Here is a 25,536-nt window from a genome sequence, read left to right on the forward strand (position 1 = left end):
GCTAAGTATGCATTAACAACTTTCTTTTTTAGTTCATAACTGTATTTAGCCATAAAAATACCGACCTCCAATTGTTAGATTTTATGGTCTAACTTTTGGGGGTCGGTACATTACTTTCTTCTTTTTTGACTATTCATGATAATATCCAACGCTACCACGATGAATCATTTCTGTAGCAATGGTTGTTGTTTCTGGAATTGGTTGTTTTTTCAGCATGATATCTACGTATTTAGAAGCTAAAATACCTAATTTTTCATGATGTAAGTCTACGGTTGTTAAAGTTGGATAAACATATTCTCCGGTATCATGGCCCCCAAAGCCAGCAATAGATATTTGTTTGCCAATAGCTATACCTAATTGGTTCGCGGCTTTAATGAGACCAATGGCTATATTATCTGTAGCACAAATATATAAAGTTTCATCATTATTGGGTAAGATTTCAAGTCCTAGCTTGTAGGCATCATTCACCATAAAGGTCGTTTCATACTCTTTTACGGTGGATATCCCGCTTTCTTTTAGGCCATCTATAACCCCTTGTTTACGACGAACCCCTACTTCAATATCGTGAGGACCAACACCGACATAAGCAATTTTTTTATGTCCATATTTATTTAAACCTAGTGCCATTTGTCGACCTGCAAAGTAATTATCTTGTGTTAAAGTAATTAAACGACGATCCTTTTGTCCTAGCACAAGTACTGGTGTTTTAATTTTATTGATTGCTTTCACGTGTTCATCTGTGATAGCTACGGCCATTAATACGATTGCAGCGATTTTGTTTTGTTGTAGATTATATAAACTTTCAATTTCACGTTCGATGCTTAGTTCTGAATTAACCATCATGATTTGTCGTCCACATTCTCGTTCGCTCTTTTCTAATCCAGAAAGCATGCGTACTACAGAAGGTGAATCTAAACGAGGAATAATGACACCAGTGAAATTACTTCTTTGTGCCTTTAAATTCCGGGCGAATTCGTTAGGTGTATAATTGTATTTTTGTATCACTTTTTCAATTTTTTCTGCGGTTTCTTTACTCACATATCCCTCATTAAGATATCTTGAAACTGTACTTTTTGATACTTTTGCTTCTTGAGCGATTTGATTAATTGTTACCATAAGATCCCTCACCTATTATCATTACATCTACATATTATAGCAAATATTTTCTTTAGATTAAATCATTATTCATCAGTTATGCTATAATTTGTGTGAATGGAGGTAAGTATCATGAGAAAAATTTTAAAAGGATATACATTCATCGCATTCATTATCGTAGCTTTTAATGTGTATGAATGTATTTCTCAAAAAGTGAGTATGAAATCAGGGATCATTTTTATTATTGAGGGCTTATTAGGGATTATTCTGATTTATGCCCCTTTCCTATTTAAAAAATGGTTTAAAATCTCTTTTCCGAATGAATTGATTTTTATGTATTGGTTCTTCATCTTGATCTCGGTCTTTTTAGGAACTTGCTTACATTTAATCTCTTACTTTAAATATTATGATAAATTATTGCATTTCAGTAGCCCAATTGTATTAACCTTTCTTGGATATGGCATTCTTACCTATTTCCTAGAAAAGTCAAGAAGTCAATACCCTTCTATTTGGTTTTTTATGATATTTGGTTTTGCGTTTGCACAGATGTGTGGGGTTTTATGGGAATTTTGGGAATTTCTATGTGATCAATTTTTAGGGCTGAATTTACAACGTTACCTACTTCATGGGCAACCTTTAATTGGACGTAAAGCATTACTTGATACCATGGGCGATTTATTTGTTAATACTTGTGGTAGTTTGATTGCTAGTGTATATGCCTATTTACGAGCGAAAAAAACAAGCATTCAGTATTTCAAAAACTTTAAAATTCATATTCACTAATTTAGTTATCTTATGTTGCTTTGTATGTTTCTCCTTTTTTGTCTAACCTTGTGTTTTCAACGAAATAAAATTAGGAAATATCAAAGGTTTGCTAAAATTTTTCACATCATTAAACATTTTGATTATGTTGTGTTATACTAATAAAACTGAAATATAAAGGAGATTTTCGTTATGGAACATTTAAAGTATCGTAGCGTTTTTGATATTATTGGACCGGTCATGGTTGGACCAAGTAGCTCTCATACGGCTGGGGCTGCACGCATTGGAAAAATTGTAAGAACTATTTTTGGCGAACAACCAGAGAGTGTCGATATTTTTCTGTTTGAATCCTTTGCCAAAACCTATCGTGGCCATGGAACTGACATTGCCCTTGTTGGTGGATTATTAGGGATGGAGCCTGATGATGAAAGATTAAGTGATTCATTGAAAATTGCTCATGAAAATGGCATGGAAGTACTATTCGTGCCTAAAAAAGAAAAAGCTGAGCATCCAAATTTGGTTAAAATGTTGCTAAAAAAAGGAAAACGTCAAATGACTGTAACTGGTATTTCCATTGGTGGCGGAAATATCCAAATTTCTGAGTTGGATGGCTTTAAGATTTCATTAACAATGGGAACGCCTACGATTATTACCGTCCATCAAGATGTGCCAGGTATTATCGCTCAAGTAACAAAACTATTATCTGATATGAATGTAAATATTGGTACGATGACTGTTACGCGTGAGTCTAAAGGTGAAAAAGCAATTATGATTATTGAAATTGATGAGCGCCATCCAGATATTTGTCAAAAACTACGTCAATTGTCACACATTGATTCTGTGACCTACTTTGATTAGGAGGATTTGCATGTTTTATTCAATTGAGGATATTATTCAACAAAGTAAGAATTATAAAAGTGTGGCTGAATTAATGATTGCCACAGAGATTGAATTAACCGGACGCTCTAGAGAACAAATTATTGCTTTAATGAAGAAAAATTTGGAAGTGATGAAGCATTCTGTTCAGCAAGGAATTGATGGCGTTACCTCTGTTACCGGGTTAACAGGAAAAGACGCGACCAAGCTAAATGATTATATTTTAAAAGGTGATATTTACTCAGGTTCGACAATTTTAGGTGCCGTGCGTAATGCGATTGCGGTGAATGAAGTTAATGCGAAGATGGGCTTAATTTGTGCCACTCCTACTGCTGGTAGTGCTGGGATTGTTCCTGGTGTATTGATGGCTGTTAGTGAAAGCATGCAATTAACTGAACAACAACAATTAGATTACTTATTTACGGCTGGTGCTTTTGGATTAGTGATTGCGAATAACGCTTCGATTGCTGGTGCTGAAGGTGGCTGTCAGGCTGAAGTTGGCTCTGCAAGTGCGATGGCTTCCGCAGCTTTAGTTTGTTTAAAAGGTGGCTCAGCACAACAAGCAGCTCATGCCTTAGCGATTACCTTAAAAAATATGTTAGGCTTAATTTGTGATCCAGTCGCAGGTTTAGTAGAAGTCCCTTGTGTGAAAAGAAATGCATTAGGTGCGAGTCAAGCGATGATTTCAGCAGATATGGCCCTAGCAGGAATACAAAGTGTAATTCCACCAGATGAAGTTGTAGCCACGATGTATCGCGTGGGTCGTCAAATGCCATCTATTTTTAAAGAAACTGCAGAAGGCGGCTTAGCAACGAGTCCGACTGGGTTAAAATTGCAAAAAGAAATTCTAGAAAGACAAACAAAATAATAAAATGGGGTTAGGAAATTTTCCAACCCCTCTTTTTATGCAGTGATTTTGGTTCCCAAGCAATGAATATTATTATTAATATTCACACTTTTTACGCCGTGTAGTAAGGCATATTTTGCACTATTTAATTTTGGAATCATGCCACCAGTAATGATATTCTGATTCTTGAGCATCTCAATCTTTGATAAATTGACACGCTTCAACCATTGATTGTTTTCCTTAATTCCAGGAACATCAGTCAATAAAAACAATTCATCCGCTTGAATACTACTTGCTATCTTACAAGCTACTTCATCAGCATTAATATTTAACCATTGGCCGTCTTTTGTAATGCCTAGAGGTGCAATCACAGGTATTTTGCGATGATTCATTTGCCGTTTTAACAATTGATGATTGATTGCCGTTACTTGTCCGACATAACCTAATTCCGCATAATTGATGACTTTCCCCTGTATGAGTTGATCACAGCCAGCATGTAGACTTACCGGTTGCAAACCTTCCTTTTGAAATAAGGAAACTAATCTAGGTTGTACTTTACCTAATAGCGCCATTTTGGTTAGCTCAAGTGTGGTTTCATCCGTTACTCTTAAGCCGTTTTTGATTTGGCGTTTAACTTGAAATTGTTCCATTAGTTCAGTGATATAATGTCCACCACCATGAATAATGACGATTTGAATTCCTTGTGCTTGCCATTTATGGATGGTTGAAAAAAATTGCGCATTAAGCTGATCACTTGCAACACCACCAATTTTAACTACATATGTTTTCATGATTCTGACCTCCTATTATGTGTGGTACAATGCATTGATTTTGACATATTCATAAGTCAAATCGCATCCCCAAGCTTTTCCTTGCGCAACTCCATCATGCATGTTGACTTTAATCGTGATCTCAGCTTGTTTTAATTTTTCACTCAGTTGATCAGCTGAAAAATCTGTTGGTACACCAAAGGCAAAAACTAGCGTATCTTCCAAATATATTTCAATTTGATTACTGTCAAAATCGATGCCGCTATAGCCCAACGCACAAAGGATTCTTCCCCAATTTGGATCTTGACCAAATATTGCACTTTTGACCAAACTTGAACCGACAACTGATTTTGCAAGCATACGTGCAGAGTATTCATCTACGGCATTTTCAACTTGAACCTCAATCAGTTTCGTTGCTCCCTCACCATCTTTAGCAATTGATTTTGCTAAATCGGTGAAAACAGCTTGTAAAACATTTTTGAATTGCTGATAAGCTAGCGACCCTTTTTGTATTTCAGCATTTTTCGCCTCACCATTTGCTAAGACAAGTACCATATCATTTGTGGAAGTATCGCCATCCACAGTAATTTGATTAAAAGTAATTTCAGTCAGCTCACTTAGTAATTCTTGTAGTAAATCACTGGAAATATTCGCATCAGTAGTAATAAAACTAAGCATGGTAGCCATATTTGGATGAATCATACCTGAACCTTTTGCACAACCTGCCACTGTGATTGTTTTTCCATCAATTTCTTCTTGGTAGGCACTTACCTTCTGACACGTATCAGTTGTCAAAATTGCTTCTTGAAAATTTTCAGCAGCGCAGTCTTGATTATTTGCCAACAATTCTAGGCCAGCTTCGATTTGAAACATCGGTAAATGCTTGCCAATAATTCCTGTAGAGGCAACTGCGACTTGAGTAGCGTCAATATTTAAATATTCAGCGGTTTTTTCACACATTTTTATAGCATCTTGATAGCCTTGATTACCTGTACAAGCATTGGCATTTCCTGAATTAACAATAATTGCTTGTAAGGATTTATTTTTTATCTTTTCCTTTGTCACTAATACTGGAGCTGCTTTGACTTGATTCGTCGTAAATACGCCAGCACACTGAGCGGGGACTGTTGAAATAATCCAACCGATATCTTTACGCTTTCTTTTTAACCCACAATGGATACCATCCGCTTTAAAACCTTTAGGACTTGCAACATTTCCATTTATTTTCTTCATAACCAACATTCTCCTTTTATCGATAAAACTTTTTATATAAAATTAGGCATTTGTTTTAATCCGCATGCTTCGTCTAATCCTGCCCATAGGTTAAAATTCTGAATAGCTTGACCACTTGCACCTTTTATCAAATTATCAATCACAGCGACAAGTGTTAATATACCTGTGCATTCATTATAGATATAACCAATATCACAAAAGTTTGAACCAATGACTTGATGTAAATCAGGTAACTTTTGATGATGATTGATGCGAACAAAATATTTATCAGCATAACAATTCTCATAAGCTGTTTTGATATGTTCAAGCACAACCTTCTCTTTCAATTTGACATAGGCTGATACAAAAATTCCTCTAGAGACTGGTATAAGACTTGTCGTGAATTGGATACTTTGTAATTGCTTATCAAACTGTTGTAAGAATTGAATGATTTCAGGTATATGCTGGTGTTGATTGACCTTGTACATACTCATATTGTTATAAACATTCACAAAATGACTGCTTTGGCTCAATCCTTTGCCTGCACCTGATAATCCTGATTTTGCGTCCACAATAATCGAATCCGTTTGAATAATTTGAGCCTTGACTAGTGGTGCTAAAAGTAAATTCGTTGCCGTGGCATAGCATCCTGGATTGGCGATGAGCATCGATTTGTTTGTTTGAAATTCAGGTAAAGAATAATTAGCTTGCATTAAAATATCTGGATTAGCTGGTTCTTTTTTATACCATTTTCGATAACTTTCCCCATTTTTTAATCGTAAATCACCTGAAAGATCAATTACTGGAAAGTCGTTATCTACAAAAGGTTTAACTAAATCCTTACTTACTCCAGAAGGTGTTGCAAAAAAGACAAGATCATTTTGCGTCATGATATTTTTTGCATCGAATGCTTGAATTTTTGCATTTAATGGTAAAAAACGAGGAAATTCTTCCGTTAAGTCGGACTCTTTATTACCACTGCGATGAAGGGTTCCGATTTCTAAATAGGGATGTTGTTCAATAAGACGCATTAACTCCACACCTGTATAACCTGTTATACCTACAATTGCTGCTTTCATCCAATCACCTACCCCACTAAAACTTTCGCTATTTTATCTAATGCAAAATCAACTTCTTCTTGACTGATTGTTAAAGGAGGTAATAACCGTAAGACATTTTTACCGGCTCTTAAAGTAAGAACACCTTCTTTTTCAAGTTGAAGCATCACATGTTGCAATACATATTCATCTGTTAATTCAATTCCTATCATTAAGCCTTTTCCTCTAATATCTATCATTTTATTAGATTGAATATGCGCTAAACCATCAAAAAATTGCTGACTACGCATTTTAACATTTTCTACTATTTCAGCAGATTGCACATAATCTAAAACTTGATTAGCAACACTTAAAGCTAATTTATTGCCTCCGAACGTACTTCCGTGACTACCAGGAGAAAAAGCATTGGCATATCTTTTATTTGCTAACATTGCGCCCACCGGCAATCCATTGGCTAAAGCTTTTGCACTGGTAATAATATCAGGAGTAATACCATATTGTTCATAAGCAAATAACGAACCGCATCGACCAATCCCTGTTTGCACTTCATCCACAATAAGCAAGGTGCCATTTTGTTGGCAAAGATGTGCTAATTCCTTTATCCACCCTTGATAAGCGACATGAATCCCACTTTCTCCTTGGATTAATTCCACAATCACCGCTGCCACTTTCTCATCTAAGGCTTCTTTTAATTCATCAATTTCATTGAATGGAAAGTAAGCCACATCTTGTAACATCGAACCAAAACCTGCCTGAATGTTAGCTTGTCCGGTCACACTCATTGAACCAAACGTACGACCATGAAAAGATTGCCAAAAGCTAATGATTTTATTACGACCAGTTGCTTTTTTTGCTAATTTAATGGCAGCTTCATTGGCTTCTGTCCCACTATTACAAAAGAAAGCCACATAATCTTTTTGATTGGCTAACTTACATGCGACTTGCTCTTGAATCTCACTATGATATAAATTCGGCATATGCCAAATATTATCGATTTGTTGGAGTAAAGCTTTTTTTAATTCAGGATGATTATGTCCTAGATTTGTAACACCAATCCCACTTGTTAAATCAAGATACTCCTGATTATTTTGATCATAAACTTTACAACCATTACCTTTTATAATTTCGAAATTTTTTCTACTGTAATTTGGAAATAACCAACACATAACCAACACTCCCTTGTAATGTTGTGTATAAATATACAACTATATTTCACGTTTTTCAAGTGTTTTATGTATATTTTTTCATTATTTATTGTAAAAATCGTTTATTTTCCATGTATATTTGGGTATTTAGATAAAAATATGCATAAAAATAGACTAGCCAAAAACTTGACTAGTCTAAAATCATATAATTATTCTTCTGTTAACGATTCGGTTTCAAAGGATAATTGATTATTTTGCAAAGTTACAGTCACTTTACTCTTTGGCATCACTTTACCAGCAATAATTTCTTTGGCAAGTGGTGTTTCAATTTCTTTGGTAATATATCGTTTTAATGGACGAGCACCAAAAGAAGGTTCATAAGCATTTTGTGCAATATATGTTTTGGCTTCATCGGAAATGCTTAATTCAATTTCTTGATGGCTTAGTCTTGTAGATAATTGTTGCACCATCTTATCAACGATTCCCTTCACATCTTCTAAGCTAAGTGGGGTGAATAAAATCGTGTCATCAATACGGTTTAAGAATTCAGGTTTGAAGTGCATTCTTAAAGCTTGCATGACTTGATCAGAAACTTCTTGTGGGATAGTCCCTTCTTCAGTCACGCCTTCAAGTAACAATTGTGAACCGATATTTGAAGTCATAATCAATACGGTATTCTTGAAATCAACTAAGCGACCTTTAGAATCTGTCAATCGACCATCATCTAATACTTGTAATAAAATATTGAAGACATCTGGATGAGCCTTTTCAATTTCATCCAATAAAATAATTGTATATGGATTACGACGAACAGCTTCCGTTAATTGTCCTCCTTCTTCATAACCTACATATCCTGGAGGGGCTCCAACTAAACGAGACACTGAATGTTTTTCCATATATTCACTCATATCAATTCGTACCATATGTTCTTCAGAGTCAAATAAGTTTTCTGCTAAAGCTTTGGCAAGTTCTGTCTTACCAACCCCAGTAGGACCTAAGAATAGGAATGAACCTAATGGGCGATTTGGATCTTGTAAACCAGCACGAGAACGTAATACTGCATCACTTACAGCATCTACGGCTTCGTTTTGACCAATCACACGTTGATGCAAGGTTTGATTTAATTTCAATAATTTTTCACGTTCGCCTTCAACTAATTTTGTCACCGGAATACCTGTCAAACGACCTACAACAACCGCAATTTCATTTTCAGTCACGGATTCTTGAACCATTTTTAATTGATCAGAATCATTTTTACGTTCTAATTCTTTTAATTCTTTTTCTAATTGTGGAATGGTACCATGACGTAACACAGCCGCTCGTTCAAGTTCATAATTGTTTTCAGCATCTTCTAATTCATGGCGAACACGTTCAAGTTCTGCACGTTTATTAGAGATGGCATTTACCTCTTCTTTTTCAGTTTCCCATTGCAATTTCATTGAATTAACTTCTTCACGTAAATCAGCTAATTCTTCTTGCAAGTTTTCTAAACGTTTTTTAGAAGCATCATCAGTTTCTTTCTTCAAAGCAGCTTCTTCAATTTCTAATTGCATTAATCGACGCATCACTTGGTCTAATTCTGTAGGCATCGAATTCATTTCAACTTTAATATTGGCACAAGCTTCATCGACTAAATCAATCGCTTTATCTGGCAAGAACCGGTCAGTAATATAGCGGTCTGATAAAGTTGCAGCGGCTACTAATGCATTATCGTGAATATTTACACCGTGATGTACTTCAAATCGTTCTTTCAAGCCACGTAAAATCGAAATCGTATCTTCAACAGTTGGTTCTTTAACTAAAACTTTTTGGAAACGTCTTTCTAAAGCTTTATCTTTTTCCATATATTGACGGTATTCATCCAAGGTCGTGGCACCAATCGTATGCAATTCACCACGAGCAAGCATTGGTTTTAATAAGTTACCGGCATCCATACTACCTTCTGTCTTACCTGCACCGACAATATTATGGATTTCATCGATAAATAGAATAATTCGTCCGTCAGATTTTTTCACTTCATCTAATACGGCTTTCAATCTTTCTTCAAATTCACCACGATATTTAGCCCCAGCAATTAATAATCCCATATCTAAGGAGTAGACCGTTTTATCCTTTAAGTTTTCAGGTACGTCTTTTTTAACGATACGCTGAGCTAAACCTTCGACAATCGCCGTTTTACCAACACCAGGTTCACCAATTAATACTGGATTATTTTTGGTTTTACGAGATAAGATACGGATGACGTCACGAATTTCTTCATCACGCCCAATGACAGGGTCCATATTTCCTTCTTTGACTTTTTGCACCAAGTCAATACCGTATTTTTCTAATGCTTTATAAGTTTCTTCTTGATTTTGTGATGTCACACGATCACCCCCACGGATATTTTCTATCGCATCCTTAACGTCTTTTTCAGATATTTGATGTTGAACCAAATACTGAGTTAATGGATGATGTTTTAATTTCATTAATGCTAGAATAACGACTTCAGTTGAAAGATATTCATCTTGGAATGCTTCTCTAATCTTATCTGCTTCAATAAATAATTGATAAAGATTTTGGCTAAAACTTTGGCCGTAAGAAACATTACTCCCTTCAACTGTAGAGATTTTATCTAATTCTTGGTCAACTTTTGCTTCAAATTCAGCTACATTGACACCCAAATCTTTATAAAAATTTGCACCAAAATGATCAGTGTGCAAGAAAATTTTCCACAAATGAGCAATATCGATTTCTTGATGATGTCTAGTCATTGCTATTTGTTGGGCTTGAGCAATGGCTTGTTGCATCGTTGTTGTCATCTTTTCAATATTCATAACTCCATTCCTCCTATCGTTGAATGAAATAATTGATTTATTTACATGTACTTATTCCTTTTTCTTAAGTACATGTACAGTATATTCCAAAAGTCAATGAAGGTCAAACTAAAAATTAGCACTCTGGATATTCGAGTGCTAATTTTAAACTTTCTTAATATTTTTTGTTCAAAATACTATCATGATTGATGGTTTGATAAAAATACTTGCGAATATCCTCAATATTTTCATATTCTGCCATCAACCACATCAGCTTGGTTACTACTGCTTCAAACGTCATATCATAGGCTTCTAGTAATTGAAAATCTTGTTTCACTTTTTTACCCACTTCGTAAACCGTCATATCACTACCTTCATTGGCTACTTGTGAACTAACAATCACTAAACGATCCTTTTGATATTGATTCATCAGTTGATAAAAGGTCTTAACTAAGTTCTCTGGTATTCCACCAACACCAAAACTTTCAAGGATAATGCAACGATAATTTTCAAATGCAAATGCTAGTACTTTTGCATCTAGTCCTGGGGTAAGTTTCAAGGTAATTAAGTCTTCTTGCAATTGATGATAAAATCGAGTTGGTTGAACAAGTGGTTGACTTGGAATATAGCGAATGATTTGTTGATCTAAAATCACAGCAATGTATGGGAAATTAATACTTGTGAATGCATTATAACTTTTCGCGCGGACTTTTTTCGCACGGCTTCCAACAATTACTTTCCCATCAAAAACAATAACCACTTCTTGCGATAAATCATCACAAGCGTAAATAAAGCTATCTAATAAATTGACTTTCGCATCAGTGCTATCCATATCAATGGGTTTTTGTGAGCCGGTTAATACAATAGGTTTACCAGAATTTTGAATTAAATAAGATAATGCAGCTGCGGTATAAGCCAAGGTATCTGTACCATGACAAATGACAAAGCCATCATAAATAGTATATTTTTCCTCAATCGTACGGGCTAATTTCAACCAATGTTTAGGAGTCATATTGGTACTATCAAGATTGAATAAAGCTAAAGTATCAACATGACAGATTTCTTGTGCTTGAGGAATGTAGCTTAATAATTCTTCAGCAGTGATTCCTGGTGTTAAACCATGTTGCGATTTTTTAGAAGCGATAGTACCGCCAGTAGTAATCATCAATATCTTCTTCATCTTGTTTTCCTTTCAACGAGAAAAATAGCGAGTGTGCTATGTGACACTACGCATACAACACTCGCTATAACTTCATTATTTGGCATTTAGTTCAGCAATTTTCACAATCACATCAGTTGCTTTTTCCATTGCTTGTAAAGATACAAATTCAAAACGACCATGCATATTTTCGCCGCCAGCAAAGATATTAGGTGTTGGAATCCCTAAGTAAGAAATTTTAGACCCATCAGTTCCCCCACGTACAGGTTCAATTACTGGTTCGATTGATAATTCTTCCATCGCATTTTTAGCCAATTCAACGATGCTCATATCTTTTTCGATGACTTCACGCATATTGTAATATTGATCGAATAAGTTTAACTCAACACGTTCTTGATCATATTTTGCGTTGAATTTCGCAACTAAATCAATGATAAATTGTTTACGTGCTTCGAATTTTTCACGGTCATGATCACGAATGATATAAGACATCTTAGCTTCTTCCGGTGTTCCAGTAAAGCCATGTAGATGATAAAATCCTTCATAACCTTCAGTATGTTCAGGCACTTCTTTTTGTGGAAATTCATTTTGGAAATCAATGGCCATTTGAATAGCATTAATCATGGTATCTTTGGCTGTTCCTGGATGGACATTTTTACCGTGGAAAGTTAAATCAGCTTGAGCCGCATTAAAGGTTTCAAATTGTAATTCACCTACAGGACCTCCATCCATAGTGTAAGCAAAATCAACATCAAACCCTTTTGCATCAAACTTATCTGCGCCAACTCCGATTTCTTCATCCGGACCAAAAGCAACACGAATTTTTCCATATTTGATTTCAGGGTTTTTGATTAAAATTTCCATCGCTGTCATAATTTCTGCAATACCAGACTTATCATCTGCACCAAGTAAAGTGGTACCATCAGTCGTAATCAATGTTTGACCAGCATAATTTTTCAAATTAGGAAAATCAGCGGTATTTAAAGTATATTTTCCTTCCTTATCTAATTGGATTGTTGAATGTCCATCATAATTTTCAACGATTTGCGGATTTACATTGACGGCATTGAAATCTGCAGTATCCATATGAGCAATAAAACCAATAGAGCGTACTTCTTTATCAGTATTGCTTGGTAAAGTGGCTGTTACAAAACCATTTTCTTCGTTGTAATGTACCTCTTGCATTCCTAAGTCGGTCAACTCTTTGGCTAACTCATGGGCAAAAGCTACTTGTGTTTGGGTTGATGGTGTCGTTGTACTCATTGGATTAGAACGAGTCTCAGTTTTCACATATTTTAAAAATCTTGGTAATAAATTAGAATACATAATAAAACTCCTTTATATTATTTCAAATGGATCAGTATTAACGGTCGAAACCATTAAATCAACCTGCCATTTATTTGCTAATTTCCATTGTTCATATTTTTCTTTCAACTTATCTGCAAAAAGAACTTCAATATGATGACCTGGATCAAGAACAATTAGTCCTGACTCTTGCATATCATGAGCCGTGTGATAATAGACGTCCCCAGTAATAAAGACATCTGCTCCTTTGGCTAAAGCATCTCGATACAGCTTTTCCGCACTTCCCCCGCAAATAGCCACACGTGAAATAAGTTGCTTGTTACTTAAACCATTTGCCTTAATAACTTTCAAATGGTTTAAATGAAAAGCTGATTTTACTCGATCGATAAAGGTTGATAATTCAAGTGGTTCAGCCAATTGACCAATCCGTCCAATCCCTTCAACTTTTGTACCGTTTGAGGCCGGATTTAAATCATAAACTTCAAAAGCTGGTTCTTCATATGGATGGACGCGATACATTGTTTGTAAAACACTTGGCAAATATTGATTTTCAACAATAAATTCTACCTTTTCTTCAGCAACAATGCTCAATTGCTCAGCTTGCCCAATAGTTGGATTGGCTTGTGCAGATGGCGTAAAACGACCTTGTCCGTTACTAGTATAACTCATGTGATGATAATTTCCTAACATTCCAGCTTTAGCTTCTCCTAAGGCTTGACGTAGCTGATCAGCATGAGTTTCAGGGACATAAACAATCAATTTTTTTAGGGCTTTCGTCTGTGTTTTTTGTAAAATCTCTACTTCATTTAAGTCGAGTGCTTCACAAAACCAATCATTCAGACCATCCGCTACCACATCAATATTGGTATGGGCAACATAGACGTTGATGTGATTTTGTAAGATATCTAAAAACATTTTTGACTGTGGATTATTATCCGTCAATTGGTTGATGGGTCTGAAAATCGGTGCATGTTTGGCAAAAATCAGGTCAGCGCCTATTCTGATTGCTTCTTCAACCACCTGCGGACGTACATCTAGGGTAAAAAGGACTTTTTGAATTTCCGCATCTAAAGAACCAATTTGTAAGCCGCAAAAATCTTTCTCCAAAGCTAATTCTTTCGGACAATAAGCTTCAAATGGGGCTATGAATTCTCTTAGTTTCACACTAACACTTCCTCAATTAATTTGATTTCAGCTTCTAGTTCAGTCATTTTTTCCATATGTTTTGTTGTTGCTTTTTGTAATTGTTGTAAAACCTTTTGCCTTTGCTTTAATTCTCTTTGCCATTTCTTGATGAAAATCGGTGTTTTTGCTTGCATCAAGTGTGGCCCAAATAAATATTGCGCTTCGTTCAGGCTCGTTGGCTGTGATAACTTTTTAGCAACGATAATTTCATAGATTTTTTTATTTTCTTCTAAAATTTCTTCGGTGATAATGGTATATCCATTGGCTACCAAATATTTCCTTAAAGTAGCTTCCCCAACATTAGGCTGCAAAATAAGTAATTCTTCACCGGTAATTTGTTCTTTACCTTCTAATAGAATCTGTTTAATCAAGGTACCGCCCATACCACAAATTGTAATGGTGTCAATTTCATCGCTTGGTTTGATAGCGAATAACCCATCTGCTAAACGAACAGTAATTTTATCAGTTAGTCCTTGTAAAGTTACTTGATGTACAGCTGATTCATAAGGGCCTTTGACTACTTCACCACAAACGGCATAACTAATTTTATTTGCCAACATTAAACGAACAGGTAAATAAGCATGATCCGAGCCAATATCCGCTAAACGAGCTTGATTCGGGACAAATTCACCTACTTTTGCCAGTCGTTTAGATAATTGTTGTGCATTCATTTTTTCATTCCTCTCACATTTATGGATTGCGACGATTTTGGCCAATCATCATAATTTCTTGAGATAAATAAGCAATACGTTCCATGATGCGCATCGCTTTAATTGGTTCTTGATCGCCTTTTTGTGTGACTGTTAAATGTCTTTCTAACTCTTTCATCGTAAAATTAGAGCTGAAAAAAGTTGGTAGCATTTCTTGCATACGATATTGCAAGATAACTCCAAGTACATCATCGCGGATCCAACTACTCATCGCGTCAGCCCCAATATCATCAATCATTAATATTGGCGCAGTTTTAATCTCATTTAATAGCTGAATCATGGTACCTTTACCAATCGCTTGTTTCATCTCCACCGCAAAAGTTGGAAAATGTATTAACGTGCTATCATAGCCATCTTCAGCTAACTTCTTGGCAATCGCACCTAATAGATAAGTTTTACCTACACCAAAGTTGCCCACTAAATATAATCCTTTAACAAAAGTAGATTGTTTTTGTTCATATTGTTGAATAAATTGAGCTGCTTGTTGAATTGCTTGGCTACGACCATCAGTAATTTCAAATGAGGCCAATGAAGCTTCACGTAACATTTTAGGCAGATAAAAGGTTTTGATACGTTCATTTACCTGTTGTAGCTGTTTACGTTTCAATAACTCAGGTGTAGGCGAATAAGTAACCTCAATAACATGATGTGAAATTTGCAATTTAGGCTCATATCCAGGCGCAATCATCGTGGGATCATTAGCCAAGAATTTTTCTTTTTGTTGGATATATTCATAAAGCTGACTATAACTTTTTTCAATATCTGCTTGTGTGAGTTCTGCTTGATGTTGTTTCAAGAAACGTTGAACATCTGGATTTTCGTTGATTTGTTTGACCATTTGTTGATATTCTTGTAAATAATTTCGTTTTTGAAGTATTTGTTTCAAATTTTTACCTACATCTTCCATTATTGCTCACCTTCTTTATTTAACAGTGCATCGAGTGCTTTTTTGGCAGCTGCTGTACTTTCTGGATTTTTTACTTCTTCTGGCGGATTTTTCATCCATTCAGGAACTTGCTCGGTACGCACATTACGATAATTTTGCCCCTTGCGATTTGCTTGTTGATTCCGTTGTTTTTCTTTGCTTTCATCTACAATTTTGCGCACATGAATCATCGCCTGTTCAGGAAGCAAAATCTTTTTTTCTGACCAATCTGCTGCAATTGTACTTGTTAATTGGGCTGGCAAATTGGTGCGATTTTGGACGATTAAGAGATAATTAATTAAAAAATTGATCACTGCATTACTTAACGGACTGCGCTCCACTAATTCACGAACCAACCATTCCTCTTGTTTAGATGAAAAACTATTTTTAAATTGCTTTATTTCACGTAAATACTCAATCGGATAATACTCTTCACACTGAAGGATCAATTCCCAGTCCGCTTGCGTAAATCCTTGTTTTAAAAATCTCTCTTTGCGTAACTGGTTATCATCAGTTTCTGGAAGTATCGTTGCAGTATTTGAAACTTGTTCTCTTACAAGTGCTTCATGCTCAAGCGCTTTTTCATCAATTTCGCCAGTCGAAAAATTGACTGACTGCGCCAATAAATCTACCAAGGCTAGCTCGTCATAACCATAAAGCGAATGAAATAAAGCTAATTTGCGACAAATCTCTTCAGTAATATTTTTTCGCTGTATAAATTTTTTAGCAGCTAAATCAAATAAAAATTGCCAATCTATTGCTACATCTTTTAAGGCTAATTGTTCAAAATTTTGGATTTTCGCCTGTGAATCAAGTTTATCTTTGTTTTTCTGTAACTCACCTAATGTATGCGAAAGTTTTTGTTGGTCAAAGGTATAAACTTCTTTAAAACTTTTCGTTACTTCTTTAAAACCTGCTGTCGACAATGTATGTTTCGTAAAGCGTGTCACTAATCTTTGGTAATTAAGCTCACCAATTTTTTCTAAAAGTAAAAAACTTAAAACCTCATCTTTTAAAAATTGGTTGGCCAACATTGGCATGATGATTTCATAAAAGTATTGGACAGTCTGAAATTCCTCTTCCTTGCGATAAACTTTAAGCAAACCAATGCCTTCTAATTTTTCGCGTACACTTTCTAAATGACTAATCCCTAAATCAAGTGTATTACATAAATCTAGATGTAAAAAGGCGTCATCTGATTCATATTGTGCTTGTAATAAAAGTGTTTGATATAAATTTGTTGCAAAACTGCCAATAATTGGTTGGTATAGACTAGTTAAACTGGCCCACTCATCCGCATTGATGGTTTTTTTACAATAAACTTGGTAACTATCATTAGGTAAAAGTGCCACGATAATCCTCCTTATTCCTCTTTATTCCCTTTAGCCTTTTCGACAATTTGTTGTAATTCTTCTAAAAAGACAGACATATCCTTAAATTGACGATAGACGCTTGCAAAACGAATGTAAGAAATTTCATCGATTTTGGCTAAATCTTCCATCACGTATTCGCCAATAATATTACTTGAAATTTCAGTCACACCTTTTTCACGTACACGACGTTCAACGTGATCGACAATTTTTTCCATTTGTTCCATGCCTACTGGTCGCTTTTCAGCTGAACGAATAATTCCTCTTAATATTTTTTCACGGTTAAATTCTTCACGTACCCCATTTTTTTTGATGACTAATAAAGGTGCTTCTTCTATTCTTTCAAAAGTGGTAAAACGTTGACCACAATTTTCACATTCTCTTCTACGTCGAATCGCCCGACCATCATCAGCTTGACGACTATCAATAACTCGGGAATTTTGGTGATGACATTTTGGACATTGCATATTATTCACCTCATCTATTTTCTGATTTGATTAAATTATAACATGTTTCGCTTAAAAAGTGTGTAAAAAAAGCAATCTAATAAACGGAATTCTCGCTTATTAGATTGCAAATAAGTTTATTTTAAAGTAAAACCTTGGTCTAGTAAAAATTGTGCAAATTCTGGTCGTCTAACTATGCTGAAGAAGTCGACATTTTTTTGCGTCCATGTCGTATCAGCCTGTTGATTATTACGATTTTGGTAATAACTACGGATTTGTTCATCATAATTAGTTAAATCAGTCAATGATGTTTGATAAGTATCTGTAGCGAGCACATTTTCTAATGGCATACGCGGTTTAATATCGTTTTTGCTTGCAGGGTAACCAATTGTCATCGCAAATAACGGAACAGTTAATTCAGGAAGATGCAATAATTCCTTCACGCGAGATAAATCATTTCGAATGCCACCAATATAGCAAATACCTAAATCAAAACTTTCAGCAGCAATGGCCATATTTTGAGCAGCCAAAGTCGCATCAACCATTGAAACAACCATGGATTCCATATTTCTTAAACCATCTAAAGGAACATCATTTTTCTTTAATTGAACAGCATGACGATATAGATCAGCTACAAAAACATAAACAACTGGTGCTTTTGCCAAATGTCCTGAAAACTGCGTGATTTCAGCCAATTCATCCTTCACTTTGCTATCTTTCACTTCAATAATGGAATAAGCTTGGACGAAATTTGAAGTAGAAGCACTTTGAGCACTTTTGACCAATTCGTTTTTAATTTCATCACTGACTAAACGATTCGCATAATCTCTAACAGAAACATGATTTTGCAGTAATTCTATCATTTCATTCACTAAATTTTCCTCTTTTCAAATATATTTTCGATTGCTTAACCAAGTATCCACTTGTTGTATCGTTTGTGTTAAATCATTGGAATTATCAAATACGACTTCAGCCAATAATTTTTTCATTTCTATGGGTAGTTGACTATCAATACGCTGTTTCGCTTCTTTTTCTGTCAATTGGTTCCTTTGCATCAGACGTTTGATTTGCTGCTCTGGTGTACAATAAACCACAGCAACTTGGTCCATCCATTCATCATACCCTTTTTCATACATCAAGGGCACATCAACGATTACTAATTTTTGGTTTTGGCTTGCTTGTTTGATTGCTGCGAGGATACTTTCTTGCAAAAAGGGCGCCATTAATGCATCTAGTTGTTTTAATTTATCTGGATGATTAAAAACAAGTGCACCTAATGCTTGACGGTTAATTTCGCCATTTTCTTGCAAGATTTCTGGGCCAAATACTTTCACAACCTCTTTGTAAGCTGAAGTATTTTTATCTAATAGATGACGTGCAATAATATCAGCATCAACTACAGGAAAGCCAAGATCAATAAAATGTTGAACGACACTACTTTTTCCTGTAGCAATACCACCGGTGATTCCTAATACAAAAGCCATTATTTTCCTCTTTTCTTTTGGCACTTTGGACAAAAATGCGTGCCACGTTGCGCAACTTTTATTTTTTGAATGGGTGAGCCACATCGCGGACAAGGCATTCCTTCTTGACCATAGGCATTTAATTCAACTTGAAAATTCCCTGCATCGCCTAAAGCATTGACATAGCTGCGAATCGTTGTCCCTCCCGCTTGAATAGCCTTATCTAACACTTCAATAATCGCTCGGTGCAACTCTTTTATTTCTTTAGGCTTCAATTCATTAGCGGGGGTTTCGGGATGAATTTTTGCTTGCCAAAGTGCTTCATCTACATATATATTTCCCAATCCTGTTACTAATTTTTGATCAAGTAACAAAGGCTTTATCGCTTTGCTAGATTTTTTTAACTGTTGTTGAAATATTTTCAAGTCAAAAGTTTCGTTAAATGGTTCTGGACCCAATTTGGCAATTCCAGGATATTCTTCCACGTGATTTTTATGATACGCACACATACGACCAAATTTACGCACATCTTGATAATGTAATTGACTACCATCTGAAAAGGTGAATACTACATGGACATGCTTATTTGGCTTTGTTGCCTCTGGAAAATAATGATACTTACCTTCCATGCGTAAATGTGAAATAATGACATCTTGATCCAAACAAAAAATTAAAAACTTCCCTCTGCGTTTGATTTCATGAATGGTCTGATTGCTAACACGATGATTGAAATCGCTTGGAGATAATTGTTCAATAATTTTTGGCCAAAAGACTTCTACCTTAGATATCGTTTTGCCAATCACTAATTGGCTTAATCCTTTACGAACGGTTTCTACTTCCGGTAATTCAGGCATATATCCACCTACTTTGCATCATACCAAGTGTCTCCCCAACTACTATCCGTAATCAAAGGCACATGAAGGTCTACCACGTGTTCCATCACTTCTTTTACTAAGACGTCTAGTTGCTCGACTTGATCTCTTTTCACTTCAAATACCAATTCATCATGGACTTGAAGGAGCATATTAGTTTGGATATCACTTGTTTGCAATCGCTTATCTAGTTCAATCATCGCCATCTTTAAAATATCCGCTGCCGTTCCTTGAATTGGGGAATTAATGGCAGTTCTTTCAGCGAATGAGCGAACATTAAAGTTTTTAGCATGGATATCAGGTAAATAACGACGACGATGATATAATGTTTCAACATAACCATCTTCTTTAGCCTTTGTGACGATATCTTGCATATATTTTTTGACATTCGGATAGCGTTCAAAATACGTATCAATATATTTTTTCGCAGCTTGTCTCGAAATACCTAAGTTTTGAGAAAGGCCAAAATCAGAAATACCATAGACAATACCAAAGTTTACCGCTTTAGCATCTCGCCGCATATTACTTGTTACTTTACTAGGATCATCAATACCAAAAACCCGCATAGCAGTAGAAGTATGAATATCTTGACCATGGATAAAGGCATCTTTTAAATGTTCATCATCAGAAATATGTGCAAGTACACGCAACTCAATTTGGGAATAATCCGATGAATACATAACCCAATCTTCGTGGCTAGGTACAAAGGCTTGACGTATTTTTCGCCCTTCTTCTAAGCGGATTGGAATATTTTGTAGATTAGGATCAACGGAACTTAAGCGACCTGTTTGCGTTAAAGTCTGAATATAGCGCGTATGAATCTTTCCGTCTAATTGAATCACTTTTAGCAAACCTTCAATATAAGTTGATTGCAATTTAGCTAATTGTCGATAACTTAATATTTGTTCAATTATGGGATGCGCTGATTTTAACTGTTCCAACACATCGACAGCCGTAGAATAACCTGTCTTCGTTTTCTTAATGACCGGTAAACTTAATTCTTCAAATAAAATCACGCCTAATTGTTTTGGAGAATTAATATTAAATTCTTTACCTGCATAGTCATAAATTTTTTGTTCAATTTCAGCTAAACGAACAGCAAAATCTTGTTTCATTTGCTGTAATCGTAAAGGGTCGACACTGATACCGGTCATTTCCATTTTGGCTAAAACATCGGCTAATGGCATCTCCATATCGGTAAATAGTTGCCATTGATTTTTACTTTCCAACTCTTTCGTTAAAATAGGCACTAAACGATGTAAGGTGTCGATTTTACGTGCTAAATGTTCATAAAATTCATCTGGATGAGTAGGCAGCCCTTTTTTCGCACCTTTACCATAAACTTGCTCATCACTTAAAATTTCTGTCAAACCATAATTATGGGCCACACTGCTAATATCACTACTATTATCGGTGGTATCCAATAAATAGGCAGCCAATAAAGTATCAAAAGTAAACGAAACATTCTTTGCCCCAAATCGAGAAAGCGCAATTTTTTGGCACTTCATGTCAAAAGTAATCAATTGCTCAGCCTTTTGCACATAACCAATAAATTCTGGACTACTTAATATATCAAGATTATCACTCACATAGATTTTTTCTGAAGTACCAAAGGCAAACCCCACAATATCTTCTAAATGATAATTTTCCCCAAGCATTTCAACATATAATGCTAACTTTTCAGCTTCTGGTAACTCATTTGGCCATTCTTGAATGTATTCATAAGTGATTTCTTCCATTTCATGATCATCCATGACCACATTCATCTTATCTAAAAATGATTGAAAATTTAATTTTCGATAGAGTTCAATTAACTCGTTTTCATTCATACCTTGATAAGCTAAATCTGCCAAAGTAATCTCAACCGGTGCTTGCACATTAATGGTCGCTAATTGTTTAGACATGAAGGCTTGTTCTTTATCATTGATCAAGTTTTCCTTCATCTTACTTGGCTTAAATTCGTCAATATGTTCATAAATACCTTCAACAGACTCATATTGTTTTAATAATTTAATCGCTGTTTTTTCACCGACTTTAGTGACACCAGGTAAGTTATCGGATTTATCACCTGCTAGCCCCTTTAAGTCAATAATTTGCTTTGGTGTAAGGCCATCATATTTTTCGGCGATAAAAGCGGGTGTACAAATTTCTAACTCTGTCATTCCTTTGACGGTAATATACACCGTAATCTTGTCACTTGCTAATTGTGTTAAGTCACGATCGCCAGAAACAACAATGACATCAAATCCTTCATGACTAGCTTTTGTCGCTAAGGTACCGATAATATCATCCGCTTCATAGTTAGGAAGCTCGTATTCTTTGACACCAAATCCATGAATTAGCTGTCTAATGAAAGGCATTTGTTCTCTAAATTCACTTGGCGTTTTGGCACGTCCAGCTTTATAATCTTTAAAAATCTCCGTTCGAAATGTCGTCTTGCCAGCGTCAAAAGCCACTAAAGCATGGGTTGGCTGTTCTTGTAATAAGATCTTTTCAAACATGTTTTTTAAAGTAAAAATTGCATTTGTATATAAGCCATCTGCATTTTTAAAATTATCCATGACATTATATAGCGCATAAAATGCTCGAAATGCCACACTATTGCCATCGACTAAAAGAATCTTTTTTTGACTCACAATCACACCTCTTTTAATTGTTATTCATTTCTTCCTTTTCTATTGTAGCAGAAAATGAAATTCTTGTAGTGTGATTTCACTTATTTTTCGATAATTATTTCCATTTTATCTAAATGAAACAAAAAAGCTTGGAGTTCTTCCCCAAGCATTTTTGTTTATACTATTATTCAAGCATATCCTTTCGCAATACCCCATATTTAAGGAATAAGTCTTCCAAAATGGTCCCTTGAACTTTCTTAATAATTGGTTTCTTCAAAGCATCTAAGCCAAATGGTAATTCAATATCAAGTGGTGATTTACCATCCATTAAGCAGACACTACTATTCAATAGCGCACGAACATCATAGACACTACCCCAAACCTCAGGTACACCTCGTTCAATTGCAAATAAACCATAGACAGCTTCCATTGCGGTACGAACAGAGTATTCTGTGGTAAAGATTGTATCTCGTGGTGTTTGCGCAAATTGACCTAAGAAAGCAAAGTTTACACAACCATCAGGGATCACATCAGGACGGTCCCCTTTGGCACGTGGCATAAAGAATGCTGTAATGTAAGGCATCATTGTTGGCACACAGACAGCATGATTAGTTGCTAACTCGTTAATCATTTCAATTGGCACACCTAAATGATATAACCATTCTTCTGTGATTTCTTTACCCGTACATTCTTTCATTGGCTTTTGAATATAATCACCCTTCACATCTGTAAATAAGCTATATACCCAAACGCAGACTTCATCTTTTGGTTGGTCTTTGAATTGACCTTGACGATTAATGGTCCAACTTAACAACCATGAAGAATCTTTGCAGCTGACAATACCACCAGTAACCACTTTTCCTGTTCGCGGATCACGTTTACAAATATTTGTAATATAAGGAATAATACGATCATCTTTTAATGTAATCGTAGCGGATTCCCAATTGGTTTTAGAAATATCTGAACAGAATTTTTCTGGATGACCAAAACTAGGATCTTGTTTCGCAATGTTTTTCCATAATTGCCAACAACCACTTTCACGAATTTCAGCATCTCCTGTTGGTACTTGATCTTGACTACCATAAATCGTGCTTTCTGTACAGCTTCCATTCGTTACAAATACATAATCATTCGTTGTAAGTTCAATTGTTTGAGCTTCATCATTCACTAAACATTCAATACGAGAAGCAATCTTTTGACCATTTTCAAATTTGAAGACAACATTCGTTACTTTTGTATTGAATTGGAAAGTCACTCCATGATCTTCCAAATATTTTTGCATTGGTAAAATTAAAGATTCATATTGATTGTATTTCGTAAATTTCAATGCAGAAAAATCAGGCAAACCAGCAATGTGATGAATGAAACGTTGGAAGTATAATTTCATTTCTAATGCTGAATGCCAATTTTCAAAGGCAAACATCGTGCGCCAATATAGCCAGAAATTAGAGTCAAAGACTTCATCATCAAAGACTTCATCAATTCGTTTATCATAAAGATCTTCATCTTTGGTAAAGAAGAGTTTCATGATTTGAATACAGCCTTCTTGACTTAGATTAAACTTACCGTCTGTATGTGCATCTTGGCCACGATTTTCTGTTGCACGGCATAAGGAATAGTTTGGATCTTCTTTGTTTAAGCGATAATATTCATCCAATACAGATAATCCTGGTTTTTCAAGCGATGGAACACTTCTAAATAAATCCCATAAACATTCAAAGTGATTTTCCATTTCACGTCCACCACGCATAATATAACCGCGTGTGGAATCTAAAATACCGTCACAAGCACCACCAGCAATATCCATTGCTTCTAAAATATGGATATTTTCTCCAGGCATTTGAGCATCGCGAACCAAGAAACAAGCAGCGGCTAAAGAGGCAAGTCCGCTACCAACTAGATAAGCATGTTTTTCTTCGATGCCTTTTGGTTTTTCAGGAGTGACGAAAGCTTCATAGTTACCACTTGTATAATAAATACCCTTGCTGTTGCGTCCATCTAGCCCTCTTTCAGTATTACGATATTCAGCTAGTCGTTTGGCTTCAGCTTTTTTGGCATCGGCATTTTTTGTCACGTTTGTTTGTCTTTTTTTGGCTAGCTGATAAGCTGCCACACTACTTCCGGCAATTAAGGCACTAGTAAGACCAAGTTTGAATTTTTTTGACATATCCATGACCTCTTTTCTAATCATTTCACAAGTTCATAATAACGCGATTAAAAAAGAGAAACCATTTACAATTTAACTTGAATGATAAAATTTTTTAAACAAAATAGTTTACAATATAACAAGATTGATAAAATTTTGGCTATTTTTCAAATTTATTAATTGCTGTATCGATTGCCCCTTCCATTAAGGTAATCATTTTTTCAGCTAAGGGACGATAATCTGCAGTCATTCCCTGATTAATCCATTCAAGAACTAAACCAACAAAACTATATTTGTAAAATTGGGCGATGAATTCTTGATCACTTTTTGAAATATGATGACCTTCCACCTGTGACTCCACAACATCAAAAAGTAATTCGAAGGTACGTTGATAGAGAAAGGTTTCTAATTGCTCGCGATTAATGGAGTGGTAAGCATTCATGATAAACGGCTTATTTTCATAAATCGCAGCAAAGATATCTAGTAGGCCTTCTTGCCAAGTATCTTTCGTTTTCTTTCCGTTAAGCGCACGTTTGGCATCTTCTATACAAGACCATTCCACCAAATCATAAATATCTTTAAAGTGATAATAAAAAGCCATGCGACTAATCCCGCATTCTTCGGTTAAATCATGAATGGTAATTTTATCCAATGGCTTCATTAACAAATAGTAAGCGCCCAATAACGAGGTATATTGAAAATCTCCAAAGTCACTCGACTTTGGAGATTCTTTTCTTTATTTACAATCTGCTTGTACAGTTTCTGACCATGGCAAATAAG

At 35.4% G+C, this 25,536-nt stretch carries 22 protein-coding genes; 3 read left to right on the plus strand and 19 right to left on the minus strand.

The window, feature by feature from the left end:
* Positions 1–129: 129 nt before the first annotated feature.
* The gene (locus ACTQZM_RS09400; protein WP_441653600.1) at positions 130–1,116 is read right to left on the minus strand and encodes a LacI family DNA-binding transcriptional regulator; all 987 of its coding nucleotides are present in this window, start codon (positions 1,114–1,116) and stop codon (positions 130–132) included.
* Between the two features lie 111 nt (positions 1,117–1,227).
* On the opposite strand from ACTQZM_RS09400, the gene ACTQZM_RS09405 reads away from it, so the two are divergent.
* The 3 genes from ACTQZM_RS09405 to sdaAA all read left to right on the plus strand — a co-directional run bounded on the left by ACTQZM_RS09405 (position 1,228) and on the right by sdaAA (position 3,601).
* Positions 1,228–1,878: a hypothetical protein gene (locus ACTQZM_RS09405; protein ID WP_243199839.1), complete on the plus strand. Its 651-nt coding sequence runs from the start codon at positions 1,228–1,230 to the stop codon at positions 1,876–1,878.
* Positions 1,879–2,049: 171 nt separating this feature from the next.
* The gene (gene sdaAB / locus ACTQZM_RS09410) at positions 2,050–2,715 is read left to right on the plus strand and encodes an L-serine ammonia-lyase, iron-sulfur-dependent subunit beta (protein ID WP_016252153.1); all 666 of its coding nucleotides are present in this window, start codon (positions 2,050–2,052) and stop codon (positions 2,713–2,715) included.
* A gap of 10 nt (positions 2,716–2,725) precedes the next feature.
* A complete protein-coding gene (sdaAA, locus tag ACTQZM_RS09415) occupies positions 2,726–3,601 on the plus strand; it encodes an L-serine ammonia-lyase, iron-sulfur-dependent, subunit alpha (protein WP_441653601.1) in 876 nt (291 codons plus the stop codon).
* Positions 3,602–3,636: 35 nt separating this feature from the next.
* Here sdaAA and argB read toward each other — a convergent pair whose 3' ends face one another.
* The 18 genes from argB to ACTQZM_RS09505 form a co-directional block, all read right to left on the minus strand.
* Entirely contained in the window at positions 3,637–4,371 is a 735-nt protein-coding gene (argB, locus tag ACTQZM_RS09420) for an acetylglutamate kinase (RefSeq protein ID WP_349278121.1), read from the minus strand.
* 15 nt (positions 4,372–4,386) lie between these two features.
* Positions 4,387–5,583: a bifunctional glutamate N-acetyltransferase/amino-acid acetyltransferase ArgJ gene (gene argJ / locus ACTQZM_RS09425; RefSeq protein ID WP_441653602.1), complete on the minus strand. Its 1,197-nt coding sequence runs from the start codon at positions 5,581–5,583 to the stop codon at positions 4,387–4,389.
* A 32-nt stretch (positions 5,584–5,615) separates the two neighbouring features.
* Positions 5,616–6,641, minus strand: coding sequence for an N-acetyl-gamma-glutamyl-phosphate reductase (gene argC / locus ACTQZM_RS09430; protein ID WP_441653603.1), 1,026 nt, complete (start codon positions 6,639–6,641; stop codon positions 5,616–5,618).
* Between the two features lie 8 nt (positions 6,642–6,649).
* The gene (locus ACTQZM_RS09435; protein ID WP_441653604.1) at positions 6,650–7,786 is read right to left on the minus strand and encodes an acetylornithine transaminase; all 1,137 of its coding nucleotides are present in this window, start codon (positions 7,784–7,786) and stop codon (positions 6,650–6,652) included.
* Positions 7,787–7,974: 188 nt separating this feature from the next.
* Complete coding sequence (gene clpB, locus ACTQZM_RS09440) at positions 7,975–10,581, minus strand: ATP-dependent chaperone ClpB (protein ID WP_441653605.1); 2,607 nt, start codon at positions 10,579–10,581, stop codon at positions 7,975–7,977.
* A 154-nt stretch (positions 10,582–10,735) separates the two neighbouring features.
* Positions 10,736–11,740 (minus strand): asparaginase, encoded by a 1,005-nt coding sequence (locus tag ACTQZM_RS09445; protein ID WP_441653606.1) that lies wholly within the window; start codon positions 11,738–11,740, stop codon positions 10,736–10,738.
* 75 nt (positions 11,741–11,815) lie between these two features.
* A complete protein-coding gene (gene pepT / locus ACTQZM_RS09450) occupies positions 11,816–13,045 on the minus strand; it encodes a peptidase T (protein ID WP_441653607.1) in 1,230 nt (409 codons plus the stop codon).
* Between the two features lie 12 nt (positions 13,046–13,057).
* Positions 13,058–14,188, minus strand: coding sequence for a Nif3-like dinuclear metal center hexameric protein (locus tag ACTQZM_RS09455; protein WP_441653608.1), 1,131 nt, complete (start codon positions 14,186–14,188; stop codon positions 13,058–13,060).
* Positions 14,185–14,880: a tRNA (adenine(22)-N(1))-methyltransferase gene (locus ACTQZM_RS09460; protein WP_441653609.1), complete on the minus strand. Its 696-nt coding sequence runs from the start codon at positions 14,878–14,880 to the stop codon at positions 14,185–14,187. Before ACTQZM_RS09460 ends, ACTQZM_RS09455 begins: the two co-directional genes overlap by 4 nt.
* A 19-nt stretch (positions 14,881–14,899) precedes the next feature.
* Complete coding sequence (dnaI, locus tag ACTQZM_RS09465) at positions 14,900–15,826, minus strand: primosomal protein DnaI (RefSeq protein WP_441653610.1); 927 nt, start codon at positions 15,824–15,826, stop codon at positions 14,900–14,902.
* Positions 15,826–17,196: a replication initiation and membrane attachment family protein gene (locus ACTQZM_RS09470; RefSeq protein ID WP_441653611.1), complete on the minus strand. Its 1,371-nt coding sequence runs from the start codon at positions 17,194–17,196 to the stop codon at positions 15,826–15,828. Before ACTQZM_RS09470 ends, dnaI begins: the two co-directional genes overlap by 1 nt.
* Before the next feature lie 11 nt (positions 17,197–17,207).
* Positions 17,208–17,681 (minus strand): transcriptional regulator NrdR, encoded by a 474-nt coding sequence (gene nrdR / locus ACTQZM_RS09475; protein ID WP_208922607.1) that lies wholly within the window; start codon positions 17,679–17,681, stop codon positions 17,208–17,210.
* 116 nt (positions 17,682–17,797) lie between these two features.
* Positions 17,798–18,532 (minus strand): NADPH-dependent oxidoreductase, encoded by a 735-nt coding sequence (locus ACTQZM_RS09480; RefSeq protein ID WP_441653612.1) that lies wholly within the window; start codon positions 18,530–18,532, stop codon positions 17,798–17,800.
* 15 nt (positions 18,533–18,547) lie between these two features.
* Positions 18,548–19,144 (minus strand): dephospho-CoA kinase, encoded by a 597-nt coding sequence (gene coaE / locus ACTQZM_RS09485; RefSeq protein ID WP_287851748.1) that lies wholly within the window; start codon positions 19,142–19,144, stop codon positions 18,548–18,550.
* Complete coding sequence (gene mutM, locus ACTQZM_RS09490) at positions 19,144–19,977, minus strand: DNA-formamidopyrimidine glycosylase (protein WP_050047115.1); 834 nt, start codon at positions 19,975–19,977, stop codon at positions 19,144–19,146. The genes coaE and mutM overlap by 1 nt, the downstream gene beginning before the upstream one ends.
* Positions 19,978–19,985: 8 nt before the next feature.
* Complete coding sequence (polA, locus tag ACTQZM_RS09495; protein ID WP_441653613.1) at positions 19,986–22,631, minus strand: DNA polymerase I; 2,646 nt, start codon at positions 22,629–22,631, stop codon at positions 19,986–19,988.
* 163 nt (positions 22,632–22,794) lie between these two features.
* The gene (locus ACTQZM_RS09500; protein WP_441653614.1) at positions 22,795–24,588 is read right to left on the minus strand and encodes an oleate hydratase; all 1,794 of its coding nucleotides are present in this window, start codon (positions 24,586–24,588) and stop codon (positions 22,795–22,797) included.
* A 328-nt stretch (positions 24,589–24,916) separates the two neighbouring features.
* Complete coding sequence (locus tag ACTQZM_RS09505) at positions 24,917–25,417, minus strand: TetR/AcrR family transcriptional regulator C-terminal domain-containing protein (RefSeq protein WP_441653615.1); 501 nt, start codon at positions 25,415–25,417, stop codon at positions 24,917–24,919.
* Positions 25,418–25,536: the final 119 nt, after the last annotated feature.

Origin of the sequence: Enterococcus cecorum (assembly GCF_052119425.1) — a bacterium.
GTDB classification, from domain to species: Bacteria; Bacillota; Bacilli; order Lactobacillales; family Enterococcaceae; genus Enterococcus_E; species Enterococcus_E cecorum_C.

Excerpts from the sequence above, each read along its gene's own strand:
- ACTQZM_RS09400 (WP_441653600.1), bottom strand. The coding sequence starts at position 1,116 with ATGGTAACAATTAATCAAATCGCTCAAGAAGCAAAAGTATCAAAAAGT.
- ACTQZM_RS09405 (WP_243199839.1), top strand. The coding sequence starts at position 1,228 with ATGAGAAAAATTTTAAAAGGATATACATTCATCGCATTCATTATCGTA.
- sdaAB (WP_016252153.1), top strand. The coding sequence starts at position 2,050 with ATGGAACATTTAAAGTATCGTAGCGTTTTTGATATTATTGGACCGGTC.
- sdaAA (WP_441653601.1), top strand. The coding sequence starts at position 2,726 with ATGTTTTATTCAATTGAGGATATTATTCAACAAAGTAAGAATTATAAA.
- argB (WP_349278121.1), bottom strand. The coding sequence starts at position 4,371 with ATGAAAACATATGTAGTTAAAATTGGTGGTGTTGCAAGTGATCAGCTT.
- argJ (WP_441653602.1), bottom strand. The coding sequence starts at position 5,583 with ATGAAGAAAATAAATGGAAATGTTGCAAGTCCTAAAGGTTTTAAAGCG.
- argC (WP_441653603.1), bottom strand. The coding sequence starts at position 6,641 with ATGAAAGCAGCAATTGTAGGTATAACAGGTTATACAGGTGTGGAGTTA.
- ACTQZM_RS09435 (WP_441653604.1), bottom strand. The coding sequence starts at position 7,786 with ATGTGTTGGTTATTTCCAAATTACAGTAGAAAAAATTTCGAAATTATA.
- clpB (WP_441653605.1), bottom strand. The coding sequence starts at position 10,581 with ATGAATATTGAAAAGATGACAACAACGATGCAACAAGCCATTGCTCAA.
- ACTQZM_RS09445 (WP_441653606.1), bottom strand. The coding sequence starts at position 11,740 with ATGAAGAAGATATTGATGATTACTACTGGCGGTACTATCGCTTCTAAA.
- pepT (WP_441653607.1), bottom strand. The coding sequence starts at position 13,045 with ATGTATTCTAATTTATTACCAAGATTTTTAAAATATGTGAAAACTGAG.
- ACTQZM_RS09460 (WP_441653609.1), bottom strand. The coding sequence starts at position 14,880 with ATGAATGCACAACAATTATCTAAACGACTGGCAAAAGTAGGTGAATTT.
- dnaI (WP_441653610.1), bottom strand. The coding sequence starts at position 15,826 with ATGGAAGATGTAGGTAAAAATTTGAAACAAATACTTCAAAAACGAAAT.
- nrdR (WP_208922607.1), bottom strand. The coding sequence starts at position 17,681 with ATGCAATGTCCAAAATGTCATCACCAAAATTCCCGAGTTATTGATAGT.
- coaE (WP_287851748.1), bottom strand. The coding sequence starts at position 19,144 with ATGGCTTTTGTATTAGGAATCACCGGTGGTATTGCTACAGGAAAAAGT.
- mutM (WP_050047115.1), bottom strand. The coding sequence starts at position 19,977 with ATGCCTGAATTACCGGAAGTAGAAACCGTTCGTAAAGGATTAAGCCAA.
- ACTQZM_RS09505 (WP_441653615.1), bottom strand. The coding sequence starts at position 25,417 with ATGAAGCCATTGGATAAAATTACCATTCATGATTTAACCGAAGAATGC.